Annotated in this window: 14 protein-coding genes; 9 read left to right on the forward strand and 5 right to left on the reverse strand. The window is 64.9% G+C overall.

Annotated features, from left to right (window positions below; all coding sequences use genetic code 11):
• The first annotated feature begins 4 nt into the window (after positions 1 to 4).
• The 7 genes from IPL75_17845 to IPL75_17875 are packed head-to-tail and all read left to right on the forward strand — an operon-like array spanning position 5 to position 8,081.
• Positions 5 to 2,296 (forward strand): LPS-assembly protein LptD, encoded by a 2,292-nt coding sequence (locus IPL75_17845; protein ID MBK9242061.1) that lies wholly within the window; start codon positions 5 to 7, stop codon positions 2,294 to 2,296.
• On the forward strand, positions 2,296 to 3,312 hold the full coding sequence (gene rfbB, locus IPL75_17850; GenBank protein MBK9242062.1) for a dTDP-glucose 4,6-dehydratase: 1,017 nt from the start codon (positions 2,296 to 2,298) through the stop codon (positions 3,310 to 3,312). The genes IPL75_17845 and rfbB overlap by 1 nt, the downstream gene beginning before the upstream one ends.
• A 6-nt stretch (positions 3,313 to 3,318) precedes the next feature.
• Positions 3,319 to 4,245 carry a GDP-mannose 4,6-dehydratase gene (locus IPL75_17855; protein ID MBK9242063.1) on the forward strand — a complete coding sequence of 309 codons (927 nt, stop codon included), beginning with the start codon at positions 3,319 to 3,321 and terminating at the stop codon, positions 4,243 to 4,245.
• 12 nt (positions 4,246 to 4,257) lie between these two features.
• Complete coding sequence (locus IPL75_17860) at positions 4,258 to 5,571, forward strand: DUF92 domain-containing protein (GenBank protein ID MBK9242064.1); 1,314 nt, start codon at positions 4,258 to 4,260, stop codon at positions 5,569 to 5,571.
• A 6-nt stretch (positions 5,572 to 5,577) separates the two neighbouring features.
• Positions 5,578 to 6,486 carry a UbiA family prenyltransferase gene (locus IPL75_17865; GenBank protein ID MBK9242065.1) on the forward strand — a complete coding sequence of 303 codons (909 nt, stop codon included), beginning with the start codon at positions 5,578 to 5,580 and terminating at the stop codon, positions 6,484 to 6,486.
• A gap of 22 nt (positions 6,487 to 6,508) precedes the next feature.
• Complete coding sequence (locus tag IPL75_17870) at positions 6,509 to 7,045, forward strand: GNAT family N-acetyltransferase (protein MBK9242066.1); 537 nt, start codon at positions 6,509 to 6,511, stop codon at positions 7,043 to 7,045.
• Positions 7,035 to 8,081 carry a CDP-glycerol glycerophosphotransferase family protein gene (locus IPL75_17875; GenBank protein ID MBK9242067.1) on the forward strand — a complete coding sequence of 349 codons (1,047 nt, stop codon included), beginning with the start codon at positions 7,035 to 7,037 and terminating at the stop codon, positions 8,079 to 8,081. Before IPL75_17870 ends, IPL75_17875 begins: the two co-directional genes overlap by 11 nt.
• A 15-nt stretch (positions 8,082 to 8,096) precedes the next feature.
• On the opposite strand, the gene IPL75_17880 is transcribed toward IPL75_17875, so the two are convergent.
• Together IPL75_17880 and htpX are read right to left on the reverse strand one after the other, a co-directional pair.
• The gene (locus IPL75_17880) at positions 8,097 to 8,870 is read right to left on the reverse strand and encodes a phosphocholine cytidylyltransferase family protein (protein ID MBK9242068.1); all 774 of its coding nucleotides are present in this window, start codon (positions 8,868 to 8,870) and stop codon (positions 8,097 to 8,099) included.
• Positions 8,867 to 9,697, reverse strand: a complete 831-nt coding sequence (gene htpX, locus IPL75_17885) for a zinc metalloprotease HtpX (protein ID MBK9242069.1) — start codon at positions 9,695 to 9,697, stop codon at positions 8,867 to 8,869. The genes IPL75_17880 and htpX overlap by 4 nt, the downstream gene beginning before the upstream one ends.
• Before the next feature lie 88 nt (positions 9,698 to 9,785).
• On the opposite strand from htpX, the gene IPL75_17890 reads away from it, so the two are divergent.
• A complete protein-coding gene (locus tag IPL75_17890; protein ID MBK9242070.1) occupies positions 9,786 to 10,265 on the forward strand; it encodes a hypothetical protein in 480 nt (159 codons plus the stop codon).
• Between the two features lie 171 nt (positions 10,266 to 10,436).
• Here the strand turns inward: IPL75_17890 and IPL75_17895 are convergent, their stop codons facing one another.
• Positions 10,437 to 13,694, reverse strand: a complete 3,258-nt coding sequence (locus tag IPL75_17895) for a TonB-dependent receptor (GenBank protein MBK9242071.1) — start codon at positions 13,692 to 13,694, stop codon at positions 10,437 to 10,439.
• A 119-nt stretch (positions 13,695 to 13,813) separates the two neighbouring features.
• Here IPL75_17895 and IPL75_17900 point away from each other — a divergent pair, with 119 nt between their 5' ends.
• A complete protein-coding gene (locus tag IPL75_17900) occupies positions 13,814 to 14,749 on the forward strand; it encodes a glycerophosphodiester phosphodiesterase (protein ID MBK9242072.1) in 936 nt (311 codons plus the stop codon).
• Positions 14,750 to 14,751: 2 nt separating this feature from the next.
• Here the strand turns inward: IPL75_17900 and IPL75_17905 are convergent, their stop codons facing one another.
• Both IPL75_17905 and IPL75_17910 read right to left on the reverse strand, forming a co-directional pair.
• On the reverse strand, positions 14,752 to 16,446 hold the full coding sequence (locus tag IPL75_17905) for an amidase (protein MBK9242073.1): 1,695 nt from the start codon (positions 16,444 to 16,446) through the stop codon (positions 14,752 to 14,754).
• Positions 16,447 to 19,206 carry a serine/threonine-protein kinase gene (locus IPL75_17910; protein ID MBK9242074.1) on the reverse strand — a complete coding sequence of 920 codons (2,760 nt, stop codon included), beginning with the start codon at positions 19,204 to 19,206 and terminating at the stop codon, positions 16,447 to 16,449.
• Positions 19,207 to 19,260 lie beyond the last annotated feature (54 nt).

Consider the following 19,260-nt stretch of genomic DNA (forward strand, 5'->3'; position numbering starts at 1 on the left):
CCGCATGTTTCGATCCCTCACTGTTTCGTGTCTGTTGGGTGCGGCGTTGGCGTGGTCAGCGCCCGCGGCCGCGCAGGTCACGATCGGTGGGTGCGTGCTGGTGTTCACGAGTGCTGATGAGGTGCAAGGCCGCCGGGAACTGCGCGGCCGGCCGGGCAATCCGGTGGAAATTACCTGTGGCGACCTCCTGCTGATTGCCGCCGAAGTTGACCATGTCGTTGCTGAAGACCGCCTCATCGCCCGGGGCAACGTCGTCTTTCAACAGGAAGGCACACGGATTGCCGCTGACCGCGGTGAAATGAACCTCAAGACGCGAACGGGCTTCTTCGAGAATGCCAACGGCACCCTGCAACTGACCGACCGGAAGATCGACAAGACACTCTTCGGGACGCAGGAACCCGAGGCAATTTTTTCGGCCAACCGCATCGAAAAGACCGGCCCCCGGACGTACAAACTGACCGGCGCCGTGTTTTCTGCGTGTGTGCAGCCCAACCGCCGCTGGGAACTGACGGCGAGCCACCTGACTTTCACCGTGGACAAGTACGCGATCCTGCGCGGCGCGGTGCTGAAGGTCAAGGAAGTGCCGATCCTGTACCTGCCGATTTTTTATTACCCGATCCAGGAAGACAATCGCGCCACGGGGTTCCTGATGCCTTCGTACGGTTCGTCGTCGTTCCGGGGCTTCACGTTGAGCAACGCGTTTTTCTGGGCGATCAACCGCAGCCACGACGCGACGATTTACCACGACTGGTTTGCCAGCAGCGGACAGCAGTTCGGCGCGGACTACCGGTACGTGGCCGGCGCCAACTCGCGGGGCGATGCGAGCGTGTCCACGATTCGCGAGAAAGAGCAGGTGGGGGTCAACGGCACGGTGACGTCTGCCGCGCGGCAGTCGTTTGCGGTGCGCGGCAACATTTCGCAGACACTGCCAGGCCGCATCCGGTTCCAGGCACGCGCCGACTACTTCACCGACGTGACCGCGCAGCAGTTGTACCAGGTGGACCTGGCCGCGTTCTCGAGGCGGTCGCGGTACTTCGGTGCTGACGCCAGCGGCAACTGGGGCCGCATCAGGTTTTATGCCCAGGCGGAACGCAGCGATGTGTTCTACGGCTCCTCAGCGGCCAGTAACCGCTTCAAGCCGCGGGCCAGCCTGAGCCTGTCCGAGGCGCCCATTGCGGGCACGCGGATCACGTTGGGCGGTTCGCTCGACACCATCAACGCCGAGCGGTTCGACGACCTGGACCGGCCCGAGACCCGGGTGGCGGTCAAACGCCATGACGGGCAGATGACGCTGCGCATCCCGCTGGCGATCGGATCGGCGCTGTCGTTCAACGGCAGCGTCATGGTGCGCCGCACGGAATGGAACACCTCGCGCGACCCGGTGACGGGCAAGTTCGTGGACATCCCATTGCGGCGCAACCTCGTCGAGATGCGGGCCCGGATGACGGGACCGAAGTTCACGCGGGTGTTCAACACGCCTGGGAACGGATACTCCGATCGTTTCAAACACGTCATTGAACCGTCGGTGACCGTCACGCGGACGTCGGCCTTCGATCAATTCAGCCAGGTGGTGCAGTTCGACCACGTGGACACGATCCTGGGTGGCGACACCAAGGTGACCTACGGCATCGTCAACCGCCTGTATGCCCGTGTGCGACAGGGTGAAGGACCGCGCGCGGCACACGAGATGATGAACGTCGAAGTCAGCCAGACGTACTACAGCAACTCGCTCGCGGCGTCGTACGATCAGAACTACCAGTCGAGCTTCGGGAATCTGTATTCCTACCAGCCGCCGCCCAGCAAGTTGTCTCCCCTGAGAGGCACCATCAACGTCATGCCGACCGCCGCCATGGGCGGAAAATTCACTGTGGAGTACGACACGCAGTATCGCGCGGTCCGCAATTACAGTGCGTCGGTGAATACGTCAGGTTCGGCCCTTGATCTGAACGCCAACTGGACGAAGCGGCAGGTCATCCCCGGGCTGGCGGGATACAGCAACCCGCTGAACGCCGACCACTTCATCTCGGTCTCCACGCGCGCGAGGAAGCCCAGTGGCGGCGCGTCGTTCGGCTACAGCATGACCTACGATGTCCTGCGCGAACGCATGCTGCAGCAGCGCATCGGCGTGGTCTACAACGCGCAATGCTGCGGCGTGGCGGTGGATTATGCCGTGACGAACCTGAAGCACCTGGGTCTGCGGAATGATCGGAAGTTCAGCTTGTCGCTGACGCTGGCCGGTGTCGGGTCGTTTTCGAACCTGCTGGGCGCGTTCGGGAATAATGAGATGGAGCGATGATTCGAGTGCTTGTCACCGGCGGCGCCGGTTTTATCGGTTCCAACTTTGTGCGATGGGCTCACAACGCCCACCCCGACTGGCACATCACGACGCTCGACAAACTGACGTATGCCGGCCGGCTCGAGAACCTCGCGGACGTCATCGATAGTCCCCGGCATCAGTTCGTGCACGGCGACATTGCCGACGCCGCTGTGGCCGCTCCTCTGGTCCGCGAGTCGGAACTTGTGGTGCACTTCGCCGCGGAAACGCACGTGGACCGCTCCATCCAGTCGGCGGCCGACTTCATTACGACCGATGTCATCGGCACGTTCGTGCTTCTCGAAGCCGCGCGGCAGGCGTCGGGGCTGCGCCGATTCATCCAAATCTCCACCGATGAGGTGTATGGCAGCGTGCCGGAAGGCGCCAGCACGGAAACCGACGAGCTCCGGCCGCGCAATCCGTATTCGGCCAGCAAGGCCGGTGCCGATCGGCTGGCGTACAGCTACTGGGCCACGTACGACGTGCCGGTCATTGTGACGCGCGCGTCGAACAACTACGGTCCCAACCAGTTTCCCGAAAAGGTCATCCCGCTCTTTGTGACCAACGCCATCGACAACATCGCCCTGCCCCTGTACGGCGATGGCCTGAACGTGCGCGACTGGCTCCACGTCGACGACCATTGCCGCGCCATCGACCTGGTGATGGCACAAGGCACCAACGGCGAGGTCTACAACATCGGTGGCGGCAATGAGGTCAGGAATGTGGATCTGACCAAACGCATCCTCGACCTGACGGGCCGACCCGGCTCGCTGATTCGGCCGGTGGCCGATCGTCCGGGTCACGACCGCCGCTATGCGCTCGACACCACAAAACTGCGCCGCCTCGGATGGGCTCCGGCGGTGGAGTTCGAAGAAGGCCTGGCCGCCACCGTGGATTGGTACCGCCGGAACGAATCGTGGTGGCGGCCAATCAAAGAGAAGGACCAGGCCTTCCGCGACTACTACAAGACCCAGTACGGCAACCGCGCAGGCGCCTGATTGGCGATGACGGGCCGGCCGACACTGGTGACCGGTGCCGCGGGATTTGCCGGGCGGCATCTGATCGCCCACCTCAACGTATCCACCCCCGAACGGCCGCTGCTCGCGTGGGGCCGTCGCCAGGTGGACATCACCGACAGAGATGCGGTGCGGAACGCCGTGGCCGACGCGCGGCCAGACCGCATCGTGCACCTGGCCGGCGCGCCGCACGTGGGCGACTCGTGGCGCAGTTCCCTGCTGCCTCTGCAGACCAACGTGCTTGGCACCCACTACCTCCTGGAGGCGGTGCGCCAGCACTGCCCCGATTGCCGAATCGTTGTTGTCACATCAGCCATGATCTACCGCACCTCAGATGCGGCGATTGACGAAGACGCCCCGCTCGAGCCGTCGAGCCCGTACGGGCTGTCGAAGCTGGCACAGGACCAGCTCGCGCTCATCGCGGCCCGGAATGACGGCCTGAATGTGGTGGTGGCGCGGCCGTTTAATCACATCGGGCCGTACCAGAATTCCAGCTTCGCGCTCTCGAGCTTTGCCCGTCAGATCGCACTCATCGAAGCCGGCCTGGTACCGCCGGAGATTCATGTGGGCAATCTCGACGCCGAGCGCGACTTCACCGATGTGCGCGACGTGGCGGATGCGTATGCGCGGCTCCTTGATGCCGGCCAGCCCGGACGCGTCTACAACATCTGCTCGGACACGCCCCATCGCATTGCGGATTTGCTCAACCGGCTGATTGCCATCGCCCACGTGCCGGTCACCCTGGCGACCGACCCCGCGCGGCTGCGCCCGAGTGACCAGCCGCGCATGGTGGGCAACAGCGCGCGGATTCGCACCGAACTGGGCTGGCGGCCACAATGGTCGATCGACGACACGCTGACCGATCTCCTGCAGTGGTGGCGCGGCGAAGTGGCGGCCGGCCGCGCCACGGCCTGACACAGCCACCGCATGGAAGTCAGCCGCCAGCTGGTGCACATCGGCGTCGGAGCGTTCGCGCTGCTGTTGCGCGACCTCACATGGCCCCAGGCCGTGGCACTGGCCTCGATCGCCATCCTGTTCAACGCCTTCGTGCTCCCCAGCCTGGCGCCGGGCGTCTTTCGCGACACCGACCGCGGCCGTCGCTGGACCTCGGGCATCGTTTTGTACCCAGTGGCCGTGCTGACATTGCTGCTGGCGTTTCCGGCCCGCCTTGATCTGGTGGCCACCACATGGGCGATTCTGGCGGCGGGAGACGGCATGGCGACGCTTGTCGGCGCGCACGTACGCACCCGCGCGCTGCCGTGGAATCGCGAGAAGTCGGTGGGCGGACTGGTGGCGTTCATTGTCTTTGGCAGCGCGGCCGCCGCGGGCATCACGTGGTGGTCGGCGTCGTCGGCCCCTGACGGCTGGCTCTTCGTGGCGCCAATTGCCGCGGCAGTCCTCGCCGGTTTCGCCGAGACCACGCCCATCACGCTTGATGACAACATCACGGTGCCGGCCGTGGCATCCGTGGTGCTCTGGAGCATGAGTGACATGACGCCCGAGGCGCTGCGCGATCACATGGCGGCGCACGGACCTGCGACGGTGGCCCTGGTGACGTTAAACGTAGCGGTCGCCGCCGCAGGCTGGGCCGCGCGCACCGTCACGGTCACGGGCGCAGTCACCGGCGCCTGCATCGGCGCAGTCATGATCCTGGGCAGCGGCGTTGCGGGATGGACCATGCTCATCGCGACGTTCGTGGCGGCATCGTTCGCCACGCGCGTGGGGCATGGGCGAAAGGTCCGAGCGGGCATCGCCGAAGATCGCGGGGGACGCCGCGGTCCAGGCAATGCCATCGCCAACACCGGCGTGGCGGCATGGGCCGCCTTTATCGCCGCCGGGTCGGCCAATCCCGCACTCGCGCACCTGGCACTGGTCGCCGCTCTGGCGACGGCCGGCAGTGACACCGTGGCGAGCGAGGTGGGCAAAGCGTGGGGACGCACCACGTGGCTGCTGACCTCACTGAAACGCGTGGCCCCGGGCACCACCGGCGCCATTTCCCTGGAAGGCACCGTCGCCGGCATCTTGTCTTCGGCGCTGCTTGCGGGGATTGGCGCCTGGGCCGGCCTCATCTCCGCCAGCGCCGTGCTGCCCGTGATTGTGGCGGCCAACGCGGCGTCGATCGTGGAAGGCGTGATCGGCGCCACGATGGAGGCTCGGGGTATGCTCACCAACGACGTCGTCAACTTCGTGAACTCCGCGATGGGCGCGGGCGTGGCGATGCTGATCTGGTCAAGTCTCTAACCTGCGATGGCGGATTGGCGCACCTATTCGGATCTGGCCCGGCCCTTCACGCTGGTGGCGCCCGCGCTGGGTTTTTTTTCTGGCGCGGTCACGGCAATCGGCGCCGCGCCCCAGGACGCGTGGAGCCTTGAAATACTGGTGCCGGCGATCACCGGTGCCGTCATGGCCGCGGTCTTCAACGCGGGCAGCAACGCGCTGAACCAGATCTACGACCTGGAGATCGATCGCGTCAACAAGCCCCGGCGCCCACTGACCTCGGGTCGCATGACCATGCGACAGGCGTGGTGGTTTACGGGAATCGCCTACGCCCTGACGCTGCTGCTGGCCTGGCTTGTGGCGCCTGGTGGACGCCACGAATGTTTCTGGATCGTGGCGGTCGCCGTGGTGGCGACGATCATTTACTCGGTGCCGCCCCTCCGCACCAAGCAGCGCGGCATGTGGGCCAACGTGACGATCGCCATTCCGCGCGGCGTCCTGCTCAAAGTGGCCGGCTGGACCGCCGTGAAGTCGGCCATGGGCCTGGAGCCGTGGTTTATCGGCGGCATTTTTGGACTGTTCCTGCTCGGCGCATCCACGACCAAGGACTTTGCCGACATGGCCGGCGACGCACGGGGCGGCTGCCGCACGTTGCCCATCATCCACGGCGCCAAAAAGGCCGCATGGCTGATCTCACCATCCTTCGTGCTGCCGTTTCTGATGATCAACCTTGGCACATGGATGGGCATCCTGACCGGCGAGGCCGTGTTGTTGCACGCCCTGGGGGCCGGAATGACGCTCTACGGCGCGTACGTCTTGTACCTCATGCTGCGACGGCCCGAAGAGCTCGCCACCGACGAAAACCACGTCTCGTGGGCGCACATGTATCGGATGATGTTCGCGCTCCAGATCGGCTTTGCGCTGGCCTATGTGCTCTGACAGGGTGCACATCATCCCAGCCATGCACATCGAGATTCGTCCCTACCGTTCCGACGACGATATCGACGAACTCACCGGCGTCATTCATCGCGCCTACGCAGCGCACTTGTCTACAGGCCTCCGCTACTGGGCGACACACCAGCCGGCCTCTGACACGGAAAAACGCCTTCGCGCGGGGCAAGGCCTGGTCCTCCTTGTCGATGGCGTCTACGCGGGCACCGCCACGGTTCGCCCTCCAATGCCGCACTCCCGTGTACCGATCTACCGCGAGTACAACGTCCGTGCGCTCTCACAGTTTTGTGTCGCGCCTGAGCACAGGGGCAAGGGCCTCGGCCTGCAGCTTCACCACCACGCGCTTCAGGTGGCGCGGCAGTCCGGTGCGGCGGTCATGGCGCTCGACACGGCGAAGCCAGCCACTGGCCTGATTCGGCTCTACGAAGCCTGGGGCTACAAGGTCGTGGGCGAGTGCGACTGGAGGCCAGATACCAACTACGAGAGTGTCGTCATGGCGAGGTCGCTTGCCGGGGGGCACCACGGAGGCACACCGTTTGAGAGTTGAGTTCTACCTGGTGGACGCGATGGAAGTGGCCAATTTCGCTCCCATCCTTCAGGCGCTCCGCGCAAAGGGCGTGGATGCGCGGATGGTGGCGGCGGACGCCGACATCAATACCGCGTCTTCTGGCTGGTTCGACGTGCAGAACGCGCGGGATCTTCTTGCAGGGCAGGGTCTGCCGTTTTCAACAGCGCCTGACTACGGTTCCGAGGCTGCCGTCACCACCCAGCGGTCCGTCCATCTTCGTGGGTACCGGGGCCGCAAGGTGCGGCTGATGTATACGATCGGGCCCTATGACAGCGAAAACCTGCAGGCATCGAGGGCGCAGGGCTTCGATGCTGTCTTGCTGCAGGGACCCTATGCCCGTCCGTTTCTCTCCCGCTGGCTCGATCCGTCTCGCGTGATCGTGACGGGCTTTCCCAAGTACGACGACTTCTTCGCGCACCGTGTCGACGCGTCTGCCGTCAGGCACGCCCTGAGGTTGAACCAGACGGATCAGGTCGTCGCCTACGTCCCAACCTGGGAGTCGAGATCGTCGATAGACCTCTTCTTTCAGTCGATCGAGGCACTGGCGGGAACGGACGGCATCCAGGTGTTGGTCAAGCCCCACCATTGCACGCCGCGCTTTGAGCCGGAGCGCTACGAGCGGCTGCAGCAGGCCGCCAACGCCCGGCTGCTGCCCGCCGGCTTTCCGAGTGCGGAACTGTTCAGCATCTGCGATCTGGCCATAGTCGACGCTCTCAGCGGCGCGCTCGGCGAGGCCATTCTGACGAATCCGGAACGCGCCCTGATCTGTCTCTGTCCGGATTCTGATCTGCTCAGATCCCAGCCGACCCCGCTCCCACAGGAGATCGGCCCCATGATGACGCACCCGCAGGAGCTGCCTGGTGTGGCGCGAGCGGTATTGGCAGGCGGTCGCTCACGCGCGGCACAGATCAGCGCCCGGCGCGCCCTGAGGGATCAGCTCTTTGCGCACACCGACGGCACGGCCGCCGCCCGGGCGGCGTCCGCGATCATCGATCTGATCACCGGCGACGCGTAGGCACCGCGCAGCCCCTCAGGACAGGAACATCGCCTCGGCTCTGGCGAGGTCGTCCGGGGTGTCGATCTCAGCCCATTTCCTGCCGGTGACATCAACAGCCGTCACGCGGACAGCGCCGGCGTGAATGCAGCGGCCGAGCGCGTCTTCGTAGAAGTGATTGAGTGCGCCCGCCTCGATGTATTCGCGCATGGCCGGCTCGAAGTGCTCGCACCACGTGGACCGAGAAAAGGAGGAGAGATTCACCGTCTTTCGCAGACTCGTTCGATCCTCGCCCGCCATGTGCGCCCCGAGGACAAGGCGCGTGACCTCGCCGTGGGCGGAGACCTCGACCCCCGTGCCGTTCATCTCTCCGGTGTAGGCGGACACAATCAACCGATCGGGCTCGACGAGTGGTTCCAGGACGGCTCGTTCCACGAACAGATCGCTCTCCAGCAGCATGAACGGCGGTGCGATCAGCTCACGGGCGAGCCAGAGCGAGTAGATGTTGTTGGTGGTCCGGTAGTCCGGGTTTTCGACGAAGCGAAACACCAGGCGCCGGTTCATGCGCCGAAGGTGATTGACCAGGACATCGTGAAGATGGCCGGTGACGACCACGAGCTCTTCGACGCCGATCGACTCCAGGATCTCGCACAGGTTATCCACGATCGGAGTCCCGGCAACCTCAGCCAGGCACTTGGGTCTGGAATCCATGCGCCGGCCGAGCCGCCTGCCCGCGCCCGCCGCCAGCAGAACGGCCTGCCTGCACGTCATCGTGGGCGCGGCGCCCACGGACTCGCCGGCGAAATTCACTGAAACTGCAAGCGCATGAGCGCGTCGACGCGCGCCTGGGTGGGCGGGTGGGTGGAGAACAGCGAACTGAACCCCTTGCCCGTCAGCGGCGACACGATGAACATGTGCGCTGTGGCCTGGTTGGCGTCCATCGGAATCTGCTTCGACCCGGCTTCGAGGCGCTTGAGGGCCTGGGCGAGGCCGACGGGCGACCCGGCGATTTGCGCGCCCGTGCGATCGGCCACAAACTCCCGCGACCTGGAGACAGCCATCTGAATCAGTGACGCGGCAATCGGCGCCAGCAGCATGGTGGCGATCAGTGCGATCGGGCTCGGCCCGTTCTCGCGGTCGCGGCCACCGCCGCCAAAAAACATCGCAAACTGCGCCAGCATGGTGATCGCAGCGCCGATTGTGGCCGCCACACTGCTGATCAGGATGTCGCGGTTCTTCACGTGGGCCAGTTCGTGGGCCATGACACCTTCGAGCTCGCTGTCAGACAGAAGCCGCATGATGCCTTCGGTGGCCGCGACGGCCGCGTGCTGCGGATTCCGGCCGGTGGCAAACGCGTTCGGAGACATGTCGGGGATCACGTAGACCTTGGGCATGGGCAGTTCCGCGCGGCGGGCCAGACGGGCGGTCATGTCGTACAACCGGTGCCCGGCCTGCACTTCCTGCGCGCGATACATCTTCAGCACGATCTTGTCGGAAAACCAGTAGCTGCCGATGTTCATCACCACCGCAATGCCAAACGCAATCACCAGGCCGGACTGTCCACCCAGCACCGTACCCACGGTCAGGAACAAGCCACTCAATGCGCCCAGCAACACGACCGTCTTCAAACCACTCATGTGTGCCACTCTCCAAGTTGGTGTAGAGCCTCAATTATGCCACGCGGACCAAACCGGTCCGAATGGCGTCTTGTTATACTGACGACTAATGCGGATGACACGTTTCATCGCCTGGGGTTGCGCGACTGTGTGTGTCGTGGCGGGCGAAGCGCGCATGGGCGCGCAGGTGCCGGTGCCGTTCCCGGGCGCCGGCCGTGGCGCCGCGCCGGTACAGACCGCTCCGGATCTGTCTGCGGGGGTGCCGCTCTATCCAGCCGCGCAGTTCCTTGAGACGTTTGATGCCGGCAAGGGCCAGCAATACCACCTGTATGGCACCGACGCGCCGTTCGGGGAGATCGTGACGTATTACAAGACCACGCTCAAGAACAGTGGCCGCGTGATCTTCCAGGGGCCGCTCATGCACCAGTTCGACCTGGGCCGCTTCCAGGAAGACACGATGGCGTATCCGCCGAGTGTGGTGGTGAAGGACTACACCTGGAACGGGCAGGCGGGCTACCTGCACGTATCAGGCACGACCAGCACCCGTTACAAAACGATCATCCAGATCGTCAAGCCGCCCGAGCGCTGACGCGGTTTTTGTTGGAGGTCGCGGGGGGCTGTCCGGGAACCGGCTTGGAGCCGGGAGCGCAGGACATCCGCCTGCGCCCCCGAAGCCGGCCGGACAACCCAGCCGCGAACACTGTAAGCATCTCCTGGCCGCATGACGTCCGGATGTCGGACCAGGAACACGCCGGTTAAATCAGAATCGCACCTTCACACCCAGCTGCACCTGCCGGGGGTCATATGTGGAGGTGATGGTGCCGAACCCCGCCGCGCTGCGATTGCCATTGGGCGCGCGGAAGTTTGCGCGGTTCATCAGGTTGAACACCTCCAGGCGGAACTCCATCTGGCTCGCCCGCCACGGCATCGTCACATTCTTCGACAGCGCCATGTCGATCTGCCACACGGCGGGTCCTCGCACGTTGTTGCGTGGAGCATTGCCGAACGGCTGGCTGGGGTCGGTGGGAATCACCACCGCGTCCTTGTTGAACCAGTTCGTGATGGACCGCTGGCCTTCAGGCGCCATCGGATCCCCCACCAGGTTCGGCCGATAGATGTTCGCCCCGCGGAAATCCTGCTGGATGCCCGACACCGCGAACGCCGTGCCGGCCGTGTACGTGAACGTCACCGGGTCGCCGGCATACACGCTGTTGATGGCCGCGAGCTGCCATCCACCGAGCAGCACATCCAGAGCCGGCGAGATGCCGCCCAGGAAGCGCCGGCCACGACCCACCGGCACTTCCCACACCAGACTGGTCGTGCTGTTGAACGGCTGGTGATACCCCGAGAGGCCGTAATCGGCGTCCATGTTGTAGAAGTCCTGCGGCGCCGGCGCGTTGCCATTGGCGTTCTCGAGCGACCCCGCGCCATTGTCCTTGCTCTCCGAGAGCGTCAGCGAGCTGAGGAACATCAGGCCACCGCGAGCACGCCATTCCAGCTTGGCCTGAAGGGCCTTGTACGCCGACTTGCCGCCGTTGAACGCGTACGTGATGTCCGCAAACTGCGGAATCGGCCTGCGCGCCTGCAGCGCAATCGTTCCAGCGGCGTTGTTGGGCGTGGCCTGGTTGTAGTTGGCGAACAGCAGCAGGCCGTCAGCCTTGTTGCCGACGTACGCGAGGTCCACCACCACGTTGCGGAACAATTCGCGCTGGACGGACACGTACCAGCTCTGCACGCGACTGGACCGGTAGTCCTCGGGCATGTAGGTAATGTTGGCGGCCAGCGGATTGAACTTGCTGGGGTCGGTCAGGTCGGCCGGGTAACCCTGCTGGGTGGTCCGGAACGTCGGGTCGAGAGGATTGCCCTGCACCACAACCGCGTTGACCACCTGCGGGCCGTTGATGGGCAGAATGTTGGCGCCGCCCGCGCGGTGAAAGTGCACGTAGCTGATGCCGTACCCGCCGCGGAACACCGTTTCAGGTGTGAGGGTGTACGCAAGACCCAGACGAGGCCCGAAGTTGTTCCGGTCGGGATTGATCGTGGACCGGTCCTTCAGGCTGCCGTCGCGGGCCATCACCATCTTCAACCCGGCGGGATCAAAATTCGAGAGCACGTTGTTCTTCTCCCACATCGGCGTGGCGTATTCGTACCTGAGCCCCAGGTTGACGGTCAGGCGGTCGCTGACGCGGATGTCATCCTGGGCGTACAGGAAGTGCATGTTCTGGCGCATGTCCGCCACCAGGATGTTGCTGAGGGCGAAGGTACCCCGCATCCCGAACATGAAGTCGGCCAGGTTGAACACGTTGTTGGCCGCCGCGCCGGTGGGACGCGAGAACTGGCTCGCGTACTGGTCGCGGCCGTAGAGCGGATTGACGTCCTGGACCTGCGTCTGGATGTGCTGGAATTCGTATCCGGCCTTCGCGGAGTGACGCCCCCAGCTGCGGGTGTAGTTGATCTTGGGATTAAAGACGGTCGGCCACTGCCACTGCGGATTGGTCGCCTGACGGCCAAGCGTGGTGTAGCCGGTAATGAGCTGTGAAGGCAGGCCGCCGGCGACCCTGGGGTCGGTCGGCAGGCCACTGATGCCGTACGCGTCAAGCGCGGACGCTGATCCCAGGGCCGGTGGATTCTTGCCGGCCTCAGTCCGCGACCACCCGAATCTGAACTCGAGGAGCGAACTGCTATCCACCACGTAGGTGGACCCCACGGCAATTTGGAGGTTGTCCGCGTAGGTGGTGCCGTTCCCGTCGCCTCCGGATGGCCCGGGTATTCCGGCCTGATCGAGAATCTCGGCCGATCGCCATCCGAACCGTCCAAACGACGTCCAGTTCGGGTTGATCACCACATCAATCTTGCCGCCGGCCTTGTTGCTCACCGTCTTCTGCGTCGTCAGCGCCACGTAGTTGTTGGCCGTGCCTGACGATGTGGGTTCGGGAAGATCTCGCAGGACCTTGGCCGCAAATGCCGACATCGGCACCGGAGTGCCGGCCGGATACACCTGGCCCGTCTGCGGATGGCGAACCGCCACGGTGAACACACCATTCCGCTGTTCCATGGTCGGAATCGTCGAGGTGGACACGGTGGTGCGGTTCTGACGCAACCCCTCAAAGTCCCCGAAGAAGAATGCCTTGTTGCGCGCCAGGGGCCCGCCGATGACGCCGCCGAACTGATTGCGGTCGAAGGTGGGCTCCTGTCCGGCTGTAGGTTTGAAATAGCCTTCGGACGTCAGGGAGCTGTCACGGAAAAATTCCCAGGCGCCCAGGTGAAACTGGTTGTTGCCGCTGCGATACGCGACATTGACGGTGGCGCCGGCCGCGCGGCCGTACTCCGCACTCATGTTGTTGGTCACCACCTGGAACTCGCCGACCGCGTCAGGTGCAGGCTGCATGACCTGGTTCGAGAATCCCTGGTTGCTGGTGCCGTACGCATTGTTGTCCACACCATCAATCAGGAAGTTGTTGAAGGTGCTGCGCAACCCGTTGACGTTGAACGACCCTTCCCGCGACGACGAGAGGGCCGAGGGGCGCACACCGGTCGTCAGGAGCGCAAGGGCGGAATACTCACGATTGATGACCGGAAGCTTTTGCAGGTCGCCGCCCCGAATCGTCTGGCCGCGCTGGCTGGTGTCGGTATCGAGGACGTCGGTGCCGGCGCTCACGGTCACCGTTTCAGTTAACGCGCCGATGGCCAGCGAGAGGTCCACGCGCCGCCGCGAGCCGATGCTGACTTGCACGTTGTCGGCCATCGCCAGGGAAAAGCCGGCCTTCTCTGCGGTCACCACGTAGGTGCCGATGCGCACCGTGAAAAATTCGTAGGTGCCTGACGCATCCGTCATGGTCGTGGCGCTCACGCCGGTTGCTGCATTCGTCAACGTCACTTTCGCAGCCGCCACCACCGCGCCGGACCCGTCGGACACGATACCTACCACGGCCGCGGTCTCGAACTGCGCGTACGCAGAGACCGGAAGGCACCACATCAAGACTGCACACACACTCAGACGAACCACTCGCTTCAACATGCTCATTCCTCCGCGAACGAAGCTAACGGGCGGGCGAGACGACCGTGTGAGGACGTTGCAGCATTCTGGTAACGACACGTGTCACGCGATTGTCATGACCGGCGGGTAGCGTGATCGCCATGAACGTTCGTACTCGCGTGATTTGCACAGTCCTCTTGTCTGCCACCTTCCTGGCGGTGAGCTCCGAGGCCCGCCAGCCGTGGATTACCAAACGCGTCGTCGCTCACCGCGGCGCGTCCTCTTACGCGCCGGAACACACGGCGGCCGCGTACAGGTTGGCGATGTCGCAAGGAGCCGACTATGTCGAACAGGATCTGGCGGTGACGAAGGACGGCGTGCTTGTGTGCCTCCACGACGACACGCTCGAACGCACCACGAATGTTGAAGAAGTGTTTCCGGATCGTTCGTCAACCGACGGGTCAGGCCGGACCCAATGGCTGGTCGCCGACTTCACCCTCGCCGAGATCAAGCAGTTGGACGCGGGCAGCTGGTTTGACCCGAAGTTCGCCGGTGAACGTGTGCTCACGTGGGACGAAGCCGTGGACCTGGTCTGGGACAAGGCCGGAATGTTTCCCGAACTCAAGGCGCCGTCGCTTTATCGCGAGCGTGGCGTCGACATCGTCGCGTTGTTTGCCTCGGCGGTGCGGCGACGGAATATGGATGTCCGGACGCCTGCAGGGTCAATGCCGAGACTGAGGGTGCAGTCGTTCGACGAGCAGGCGGTGCGGGAACTGGCCACTGCGCTTCCGAACATCCCAAGGACGTTCCTCTTTGGGCGCGGTGCGCTCGTAGAGCGGTGGTTGTCGTCCGTCGAGCGGGTGAAAGAAGTGGCGCAATTCGCGAGCGACCTCAGTCCCACCAAGGCCATCGTGGAAGCACAGCCCGCAGTGGTGGACTGGGCCCACGCCGCCGGGCTCACGGTCACGCCCTACACCTTTCGATCTGGCGCCACCGGCCGGTTCCCCAACGTTGAGGCCGAGATGCGGTACTTCCTGTATGAGTTGCGCGTGGACGCGCTGTTCACCGATAACCCGGACAAGTTTCCGCGGCGCTGAGTTCAGCCTTTCAGCACTGGTCGTCGACCGCCGAGGCCGGTAGCGGCTTCGATCACCCGAGCGACCACGAGCAGCCCCGCCTCGTCGTACAACCGGCCCGCAAGGGTAAACCCCGTCGGCGTGCCGTTGTCGCGGAACCCCGTGGGCACCGCGATGGCCGGGTGGCCCGTCAGACTCGTGATGGGGTTGAGGCTGGTGGGATCAAGCGTGACCGGACCTGAGACCATGACGTCCACGTCCTTTGTCGCGCGCGCGTAGGCTTCCATCAACCTCAGCCGCACGCGGTTTGCCTGCAGGTAGTCCACGGCCGTGACCAGGTGATACGCGCGCAAATCGTTGCGCACGCGCTGTGCGCGCAGGCCGGCATCGGCGCCGGTGGTCACCACCGTCTCAAAACCCGCCGCGCGCTCGGTGTATTCGATGAAGTACGTGAGGTCGCTCGTGGGCACCTTGACGGTGCGAATCTCGAGCCCGGCCGCGCGGAGCGCATCGAGCGCCCTCGTGTTGTTCGCGCGCACCGCAGGGTCCTTCTCGAGTTCGAGCATGCCTTCGACGACACCGACGACCCTGCCCTTGGCGGATTCGCGGCTGTCCCAGGCAAACGGCAGGCCTTCGGGCACGGAGAGGTCGTAGCCGTCGGGACCGGCGATGGCATGCAGCACGATCGCGCAGTCTTCGACCGTGCGGCAGATGGGGCCAATCTTGTCGAGCGTCCACCCGGCGGCCATGACGCCGCGCCGGCTGACGCGGCCGAAGGTGGGACGCAGGCCCACCACGCCGCACCGCACCGCGGGCGACAGGATCGATCCTCCGGTGTCGGTGCCAATCGCAAAAGCCACTAGCCCCGCCGCAGCCGCCGCGCCCGATCCGGCCGACGATCCGCTGGAGCCCTGCGCGGGATCCCAGGGATTGTTGGTGCGTCCGCCGAACCACTGATCCCCGAACGCGAACTCACCCGTGGTCAGCTTCGCCACGAGCACTGCGCCCTCGCGGGTCAACCGCTGCACCACCTCCGCGTCTTCATCGATGACCCGCCGCTCGAACGGCGCCGCGCCCCATGTGGTGGGCGCGCCTTTGGCCGCCACAATGTCTTTGACGCCCCAGGGGATGCCATGCAGAAGCCCGCGGTACTTCCCCCGCGCCAGTTCCCGATCGAGTTCACGCGCCTGCGCCATGGCGCGCTCGGCCGTCAGGTTCACCACGCAGTTCAGCGACGGGTTGTACCGTTCCAGCCGGCGCAGGTACATCTCGGTCAGTTCTTCAGACGACACCACGCGCCTTCGCACCAAATCCGCCAGTTGCGCGATTGAGCGAAACGCAAGGTCATCCAGATTCGATGGCCTTGTCTGCCGACCCGGCGCCGCCGGACGATGCACCCGCGCTGGTACGACCACGGGAAAACCCGGCACGCGAGGATTGAAGAGGATGGGTGATGGGACGTCGTTCTCGGGCGGCGCCAGATGCAGTTCTTCCGCGCGCGTCAGAATCCGATTCAGCGACGCGACCATGCCTTGCTGCTCGGCTTCGCTGTACTTCAGTCCGGCCAGCTGCACGGCCTCGCGGACCATGGCCGCGGTGACGCGTGATTGCGGCGCCTGAGCCGCCTGTGCGAAGAGCGCGCGCGCGAACGGCTCGGAACCAATGCCGATCGCCGCCAGCGCTGCAAAAAACTGCCGCCGGTTTGGTATGTCGCTCATCTACTTCCCCCCAGCCCGCGCCCGCAGTTCGTCGAACCAGTGGGTAATCACGGTAATCGTCGGGCGCTCGGTGCTGTTGGCGGTGACGGGAATGATCGCCAGGAAGCGACGGCCGTCGGCGGAGATGTCGAAGGGGCGCCCGACGATGGCGCCGCCCCATCTGCTGGTGTCGAGCGCCTGCGCGGGTGTGCCGTAGACAAAGTCCGGGCGGCCGGGAGTGGCCTGCACCGGCACGGTCATCAAACGACTGCGATCGATCGTGCGGAAGAAGAGTTCCTTGCCGTCCCTCGACCACATGGGGATTCGGCCGCCCCCGGACGAGATCTGCCAATGTCCGCCGCCGGCATTCGGAAACGGCCGAACGTGGATCTCGTCCACCGTGCTCCCCTCCGGCGACTGATACGCGATCCAGCGACCATCGGGCGAAATCTCGGCGCTACCCACTTGCCGGGAAGACCCGGGAATAAGTGGTGTCGCGATGCCGTCACCACCGGGTGTGTGCACGTAGAGGAACGACGCTCCGCCGTCAGCGGACAGTGCGAGCACCCGGAGGTCCTTCAGCACCTGAAACGGTGTGTCGAATGTCCGTGGCGTTGTCGTCACCTGCTCCGCAGCACCGGTACCGTCGGCCATGCGACGGAAGATGTCGCCCTGAGCACCCTCGGTGATTCTGTAGAGCACCTGGCGACTCTCTGGCGTCCAGACAGGGTAGTTGTCCTGGTCTAGCCCAGACGTCAGCCGGCTCATCGTTTTGCGTGCGAAATCCCAGATCCAAATGTCCTGTTCGCCATCCGAGGCACCCGCGGCCACACGGGTACCATCGGGTGAGATTCTGGGGTATGTGTATGCGCGCGACGGAGCGCCCGACTTTTCCTCGCGACCTTCTCGATCGACCCACACGAGGTCGCTCACGGGATCGCCCGTGCCTGACAGAAACGCAATCATGCCGTTGTCTGACACCGCGAACTTCCCGGCACCGGTAGCAGCTGTAGAATCCACGCCCTCGACGACGGGCACGGGCCCGCCCGAGAGTTGCGCCGATGCGCTCGCCGGTTGTGCAAAGAGCGTGTTGTCCCGCACCCAGAGCAGGTGACCGCTCGACACCAGCCGCCCGTCAGCACCGCCGTGCACCAGCACACGCCGCGCGCCGCCGCCGATCGGTTGAATCACGATCTGGCCGTCGTTGAAAAGGGTTCCCGGTTGGCGCACCGAATAGATAAGGTCCTTGCCTCCGTTCACCACTTGGGGCCGAGCCATCTGCTCGTTGCTGTCCTCTGTGGCTTCCACCAGCGCTTCGACGGTTCCCCCGGTATCGGCCACTGACAGAATCCGTTGGCCCTGACTGGAGACGATACGGCCGCCGCTCCAATGGAGACCGAAGGTCGGGGTGGTCTCACAGATCGTGACGGGCGCGCCGCCGGTCACGGCAATCTTCTTGACGAGGCCCAACCCCACACCGGTGCCTCCTGACTCCGTCGTCGCGAACGCGATCGACTGACTGTCTGGCGAAAAGACGAGGTCCCGTGGATCGATGTCCGAGCCGCGTAGGGGCTGCGCCTCGAGTTCGCCCATCCGGCGGATGTAGATCTGACTGTTGGCGGTGAACGCGATCATCGTTCCATCGGGCGACAGCGCAAGGTTCTGCCGGCCCGTCCGCGTGAACTCGACGCCTTCGGGCAACGTGTAGAAAAAGCGCGCCTGGACGTTGGGGACGACGGTGGCGGTTCGCCAGGGTGCCCACAGGACGACGGCGGCACCGAGGCTGGCCGCGGTTAGCGCCCAGGGCAGGAGGCGCTGCCATCGCGGGATCGGTGGCGCCGATGCGGCCCGAGCGGAGTCGAAAGCGCCGGCGCCTGGCTGCGCGTCCGTGTCGGGTGTCGCGATCGCCGGATCTTCGAGCACCAGCCGCGCCTCGCCGATGTCGCGCAGCCTCCGACGCGGGTCCTTCTCCAGGCAGCGCCCGAGCAGTTCCCGCACCCGCCGCGGTGTCGTCCCCGGCAGCGTCGTCAGATCCACCGGACGCGTCATCACGTGCGCCAGCGTTTCGGGAATCGTCTCGGCGACAAACAGCGAGCGCCCTGTCAACATTTCGTAGAGCACGACGCCGAACGAAAAGATGTCGGCGCGCTTATCGACCGGCTTGCCTTTGGCCTGCTCGGGGGCCATGTAGGCGGCCGTGCCGAGGATGACGCCCATCTGCGTCATGCGCGCGGTCAGCGTCGGCGAGTTCATCGGGTCCAGGATCCCGGGTCCAGAGTCCAGGGTTCGATCGATCGCCTTCGCCAGCCCGAAGTCCAGCACCTTCACCATGCCATCCGCGCGCACCTTCACGTTGGCCGGCTTCAGGTCGCGATGGATGATCCCCTGTTCGTGCGCGGCTTCGAGCGCGGTGGCGATCTGGCGCGCGATGGCAAGCGCGTCTTCGAGCGGCAGGGCGCCATTCCCAATCAACTCCGACAGGTCCTGCCCCTCGACCAGTTCCATGGCCAGATACGCGCCGCGCTCGAACGAGCCCGCGTCGTAGATGTGTGCGATGTTCGGGTGGTTGAGGGACGCGAGCGTTTTGGCTTCGCGTTCAAACCGCGCCACGCGGTCGGGGTCGCCGGCAAACACGTCCGGCAGAATCTTGAGCGCGACGTCGCGATCGAGCTTGCCGTCTCGGGCGCGATACACCTCGCCCATTCCGCCTCTGCCCAGTTCGGCAAGGATTTCGTACGCGCCAAGGCGCGTTCCGGGAGACAAACCACTCATGTCAGACACGGCGACATTGTGGCCCAGATCGGCTCACAGCCAAGCGCCCAGCTCCCCAGTTCC

This window comes from Acidobacteriota bacterium, assembly GCA_016716905.1.
In the GTDB taxonomy this organism is placed as follows: domain Bacteria; phylum Acidobacteriota; class Vicinamibacteria; order Vicinamibacterales; family SCN-69-37; genus SYFT01.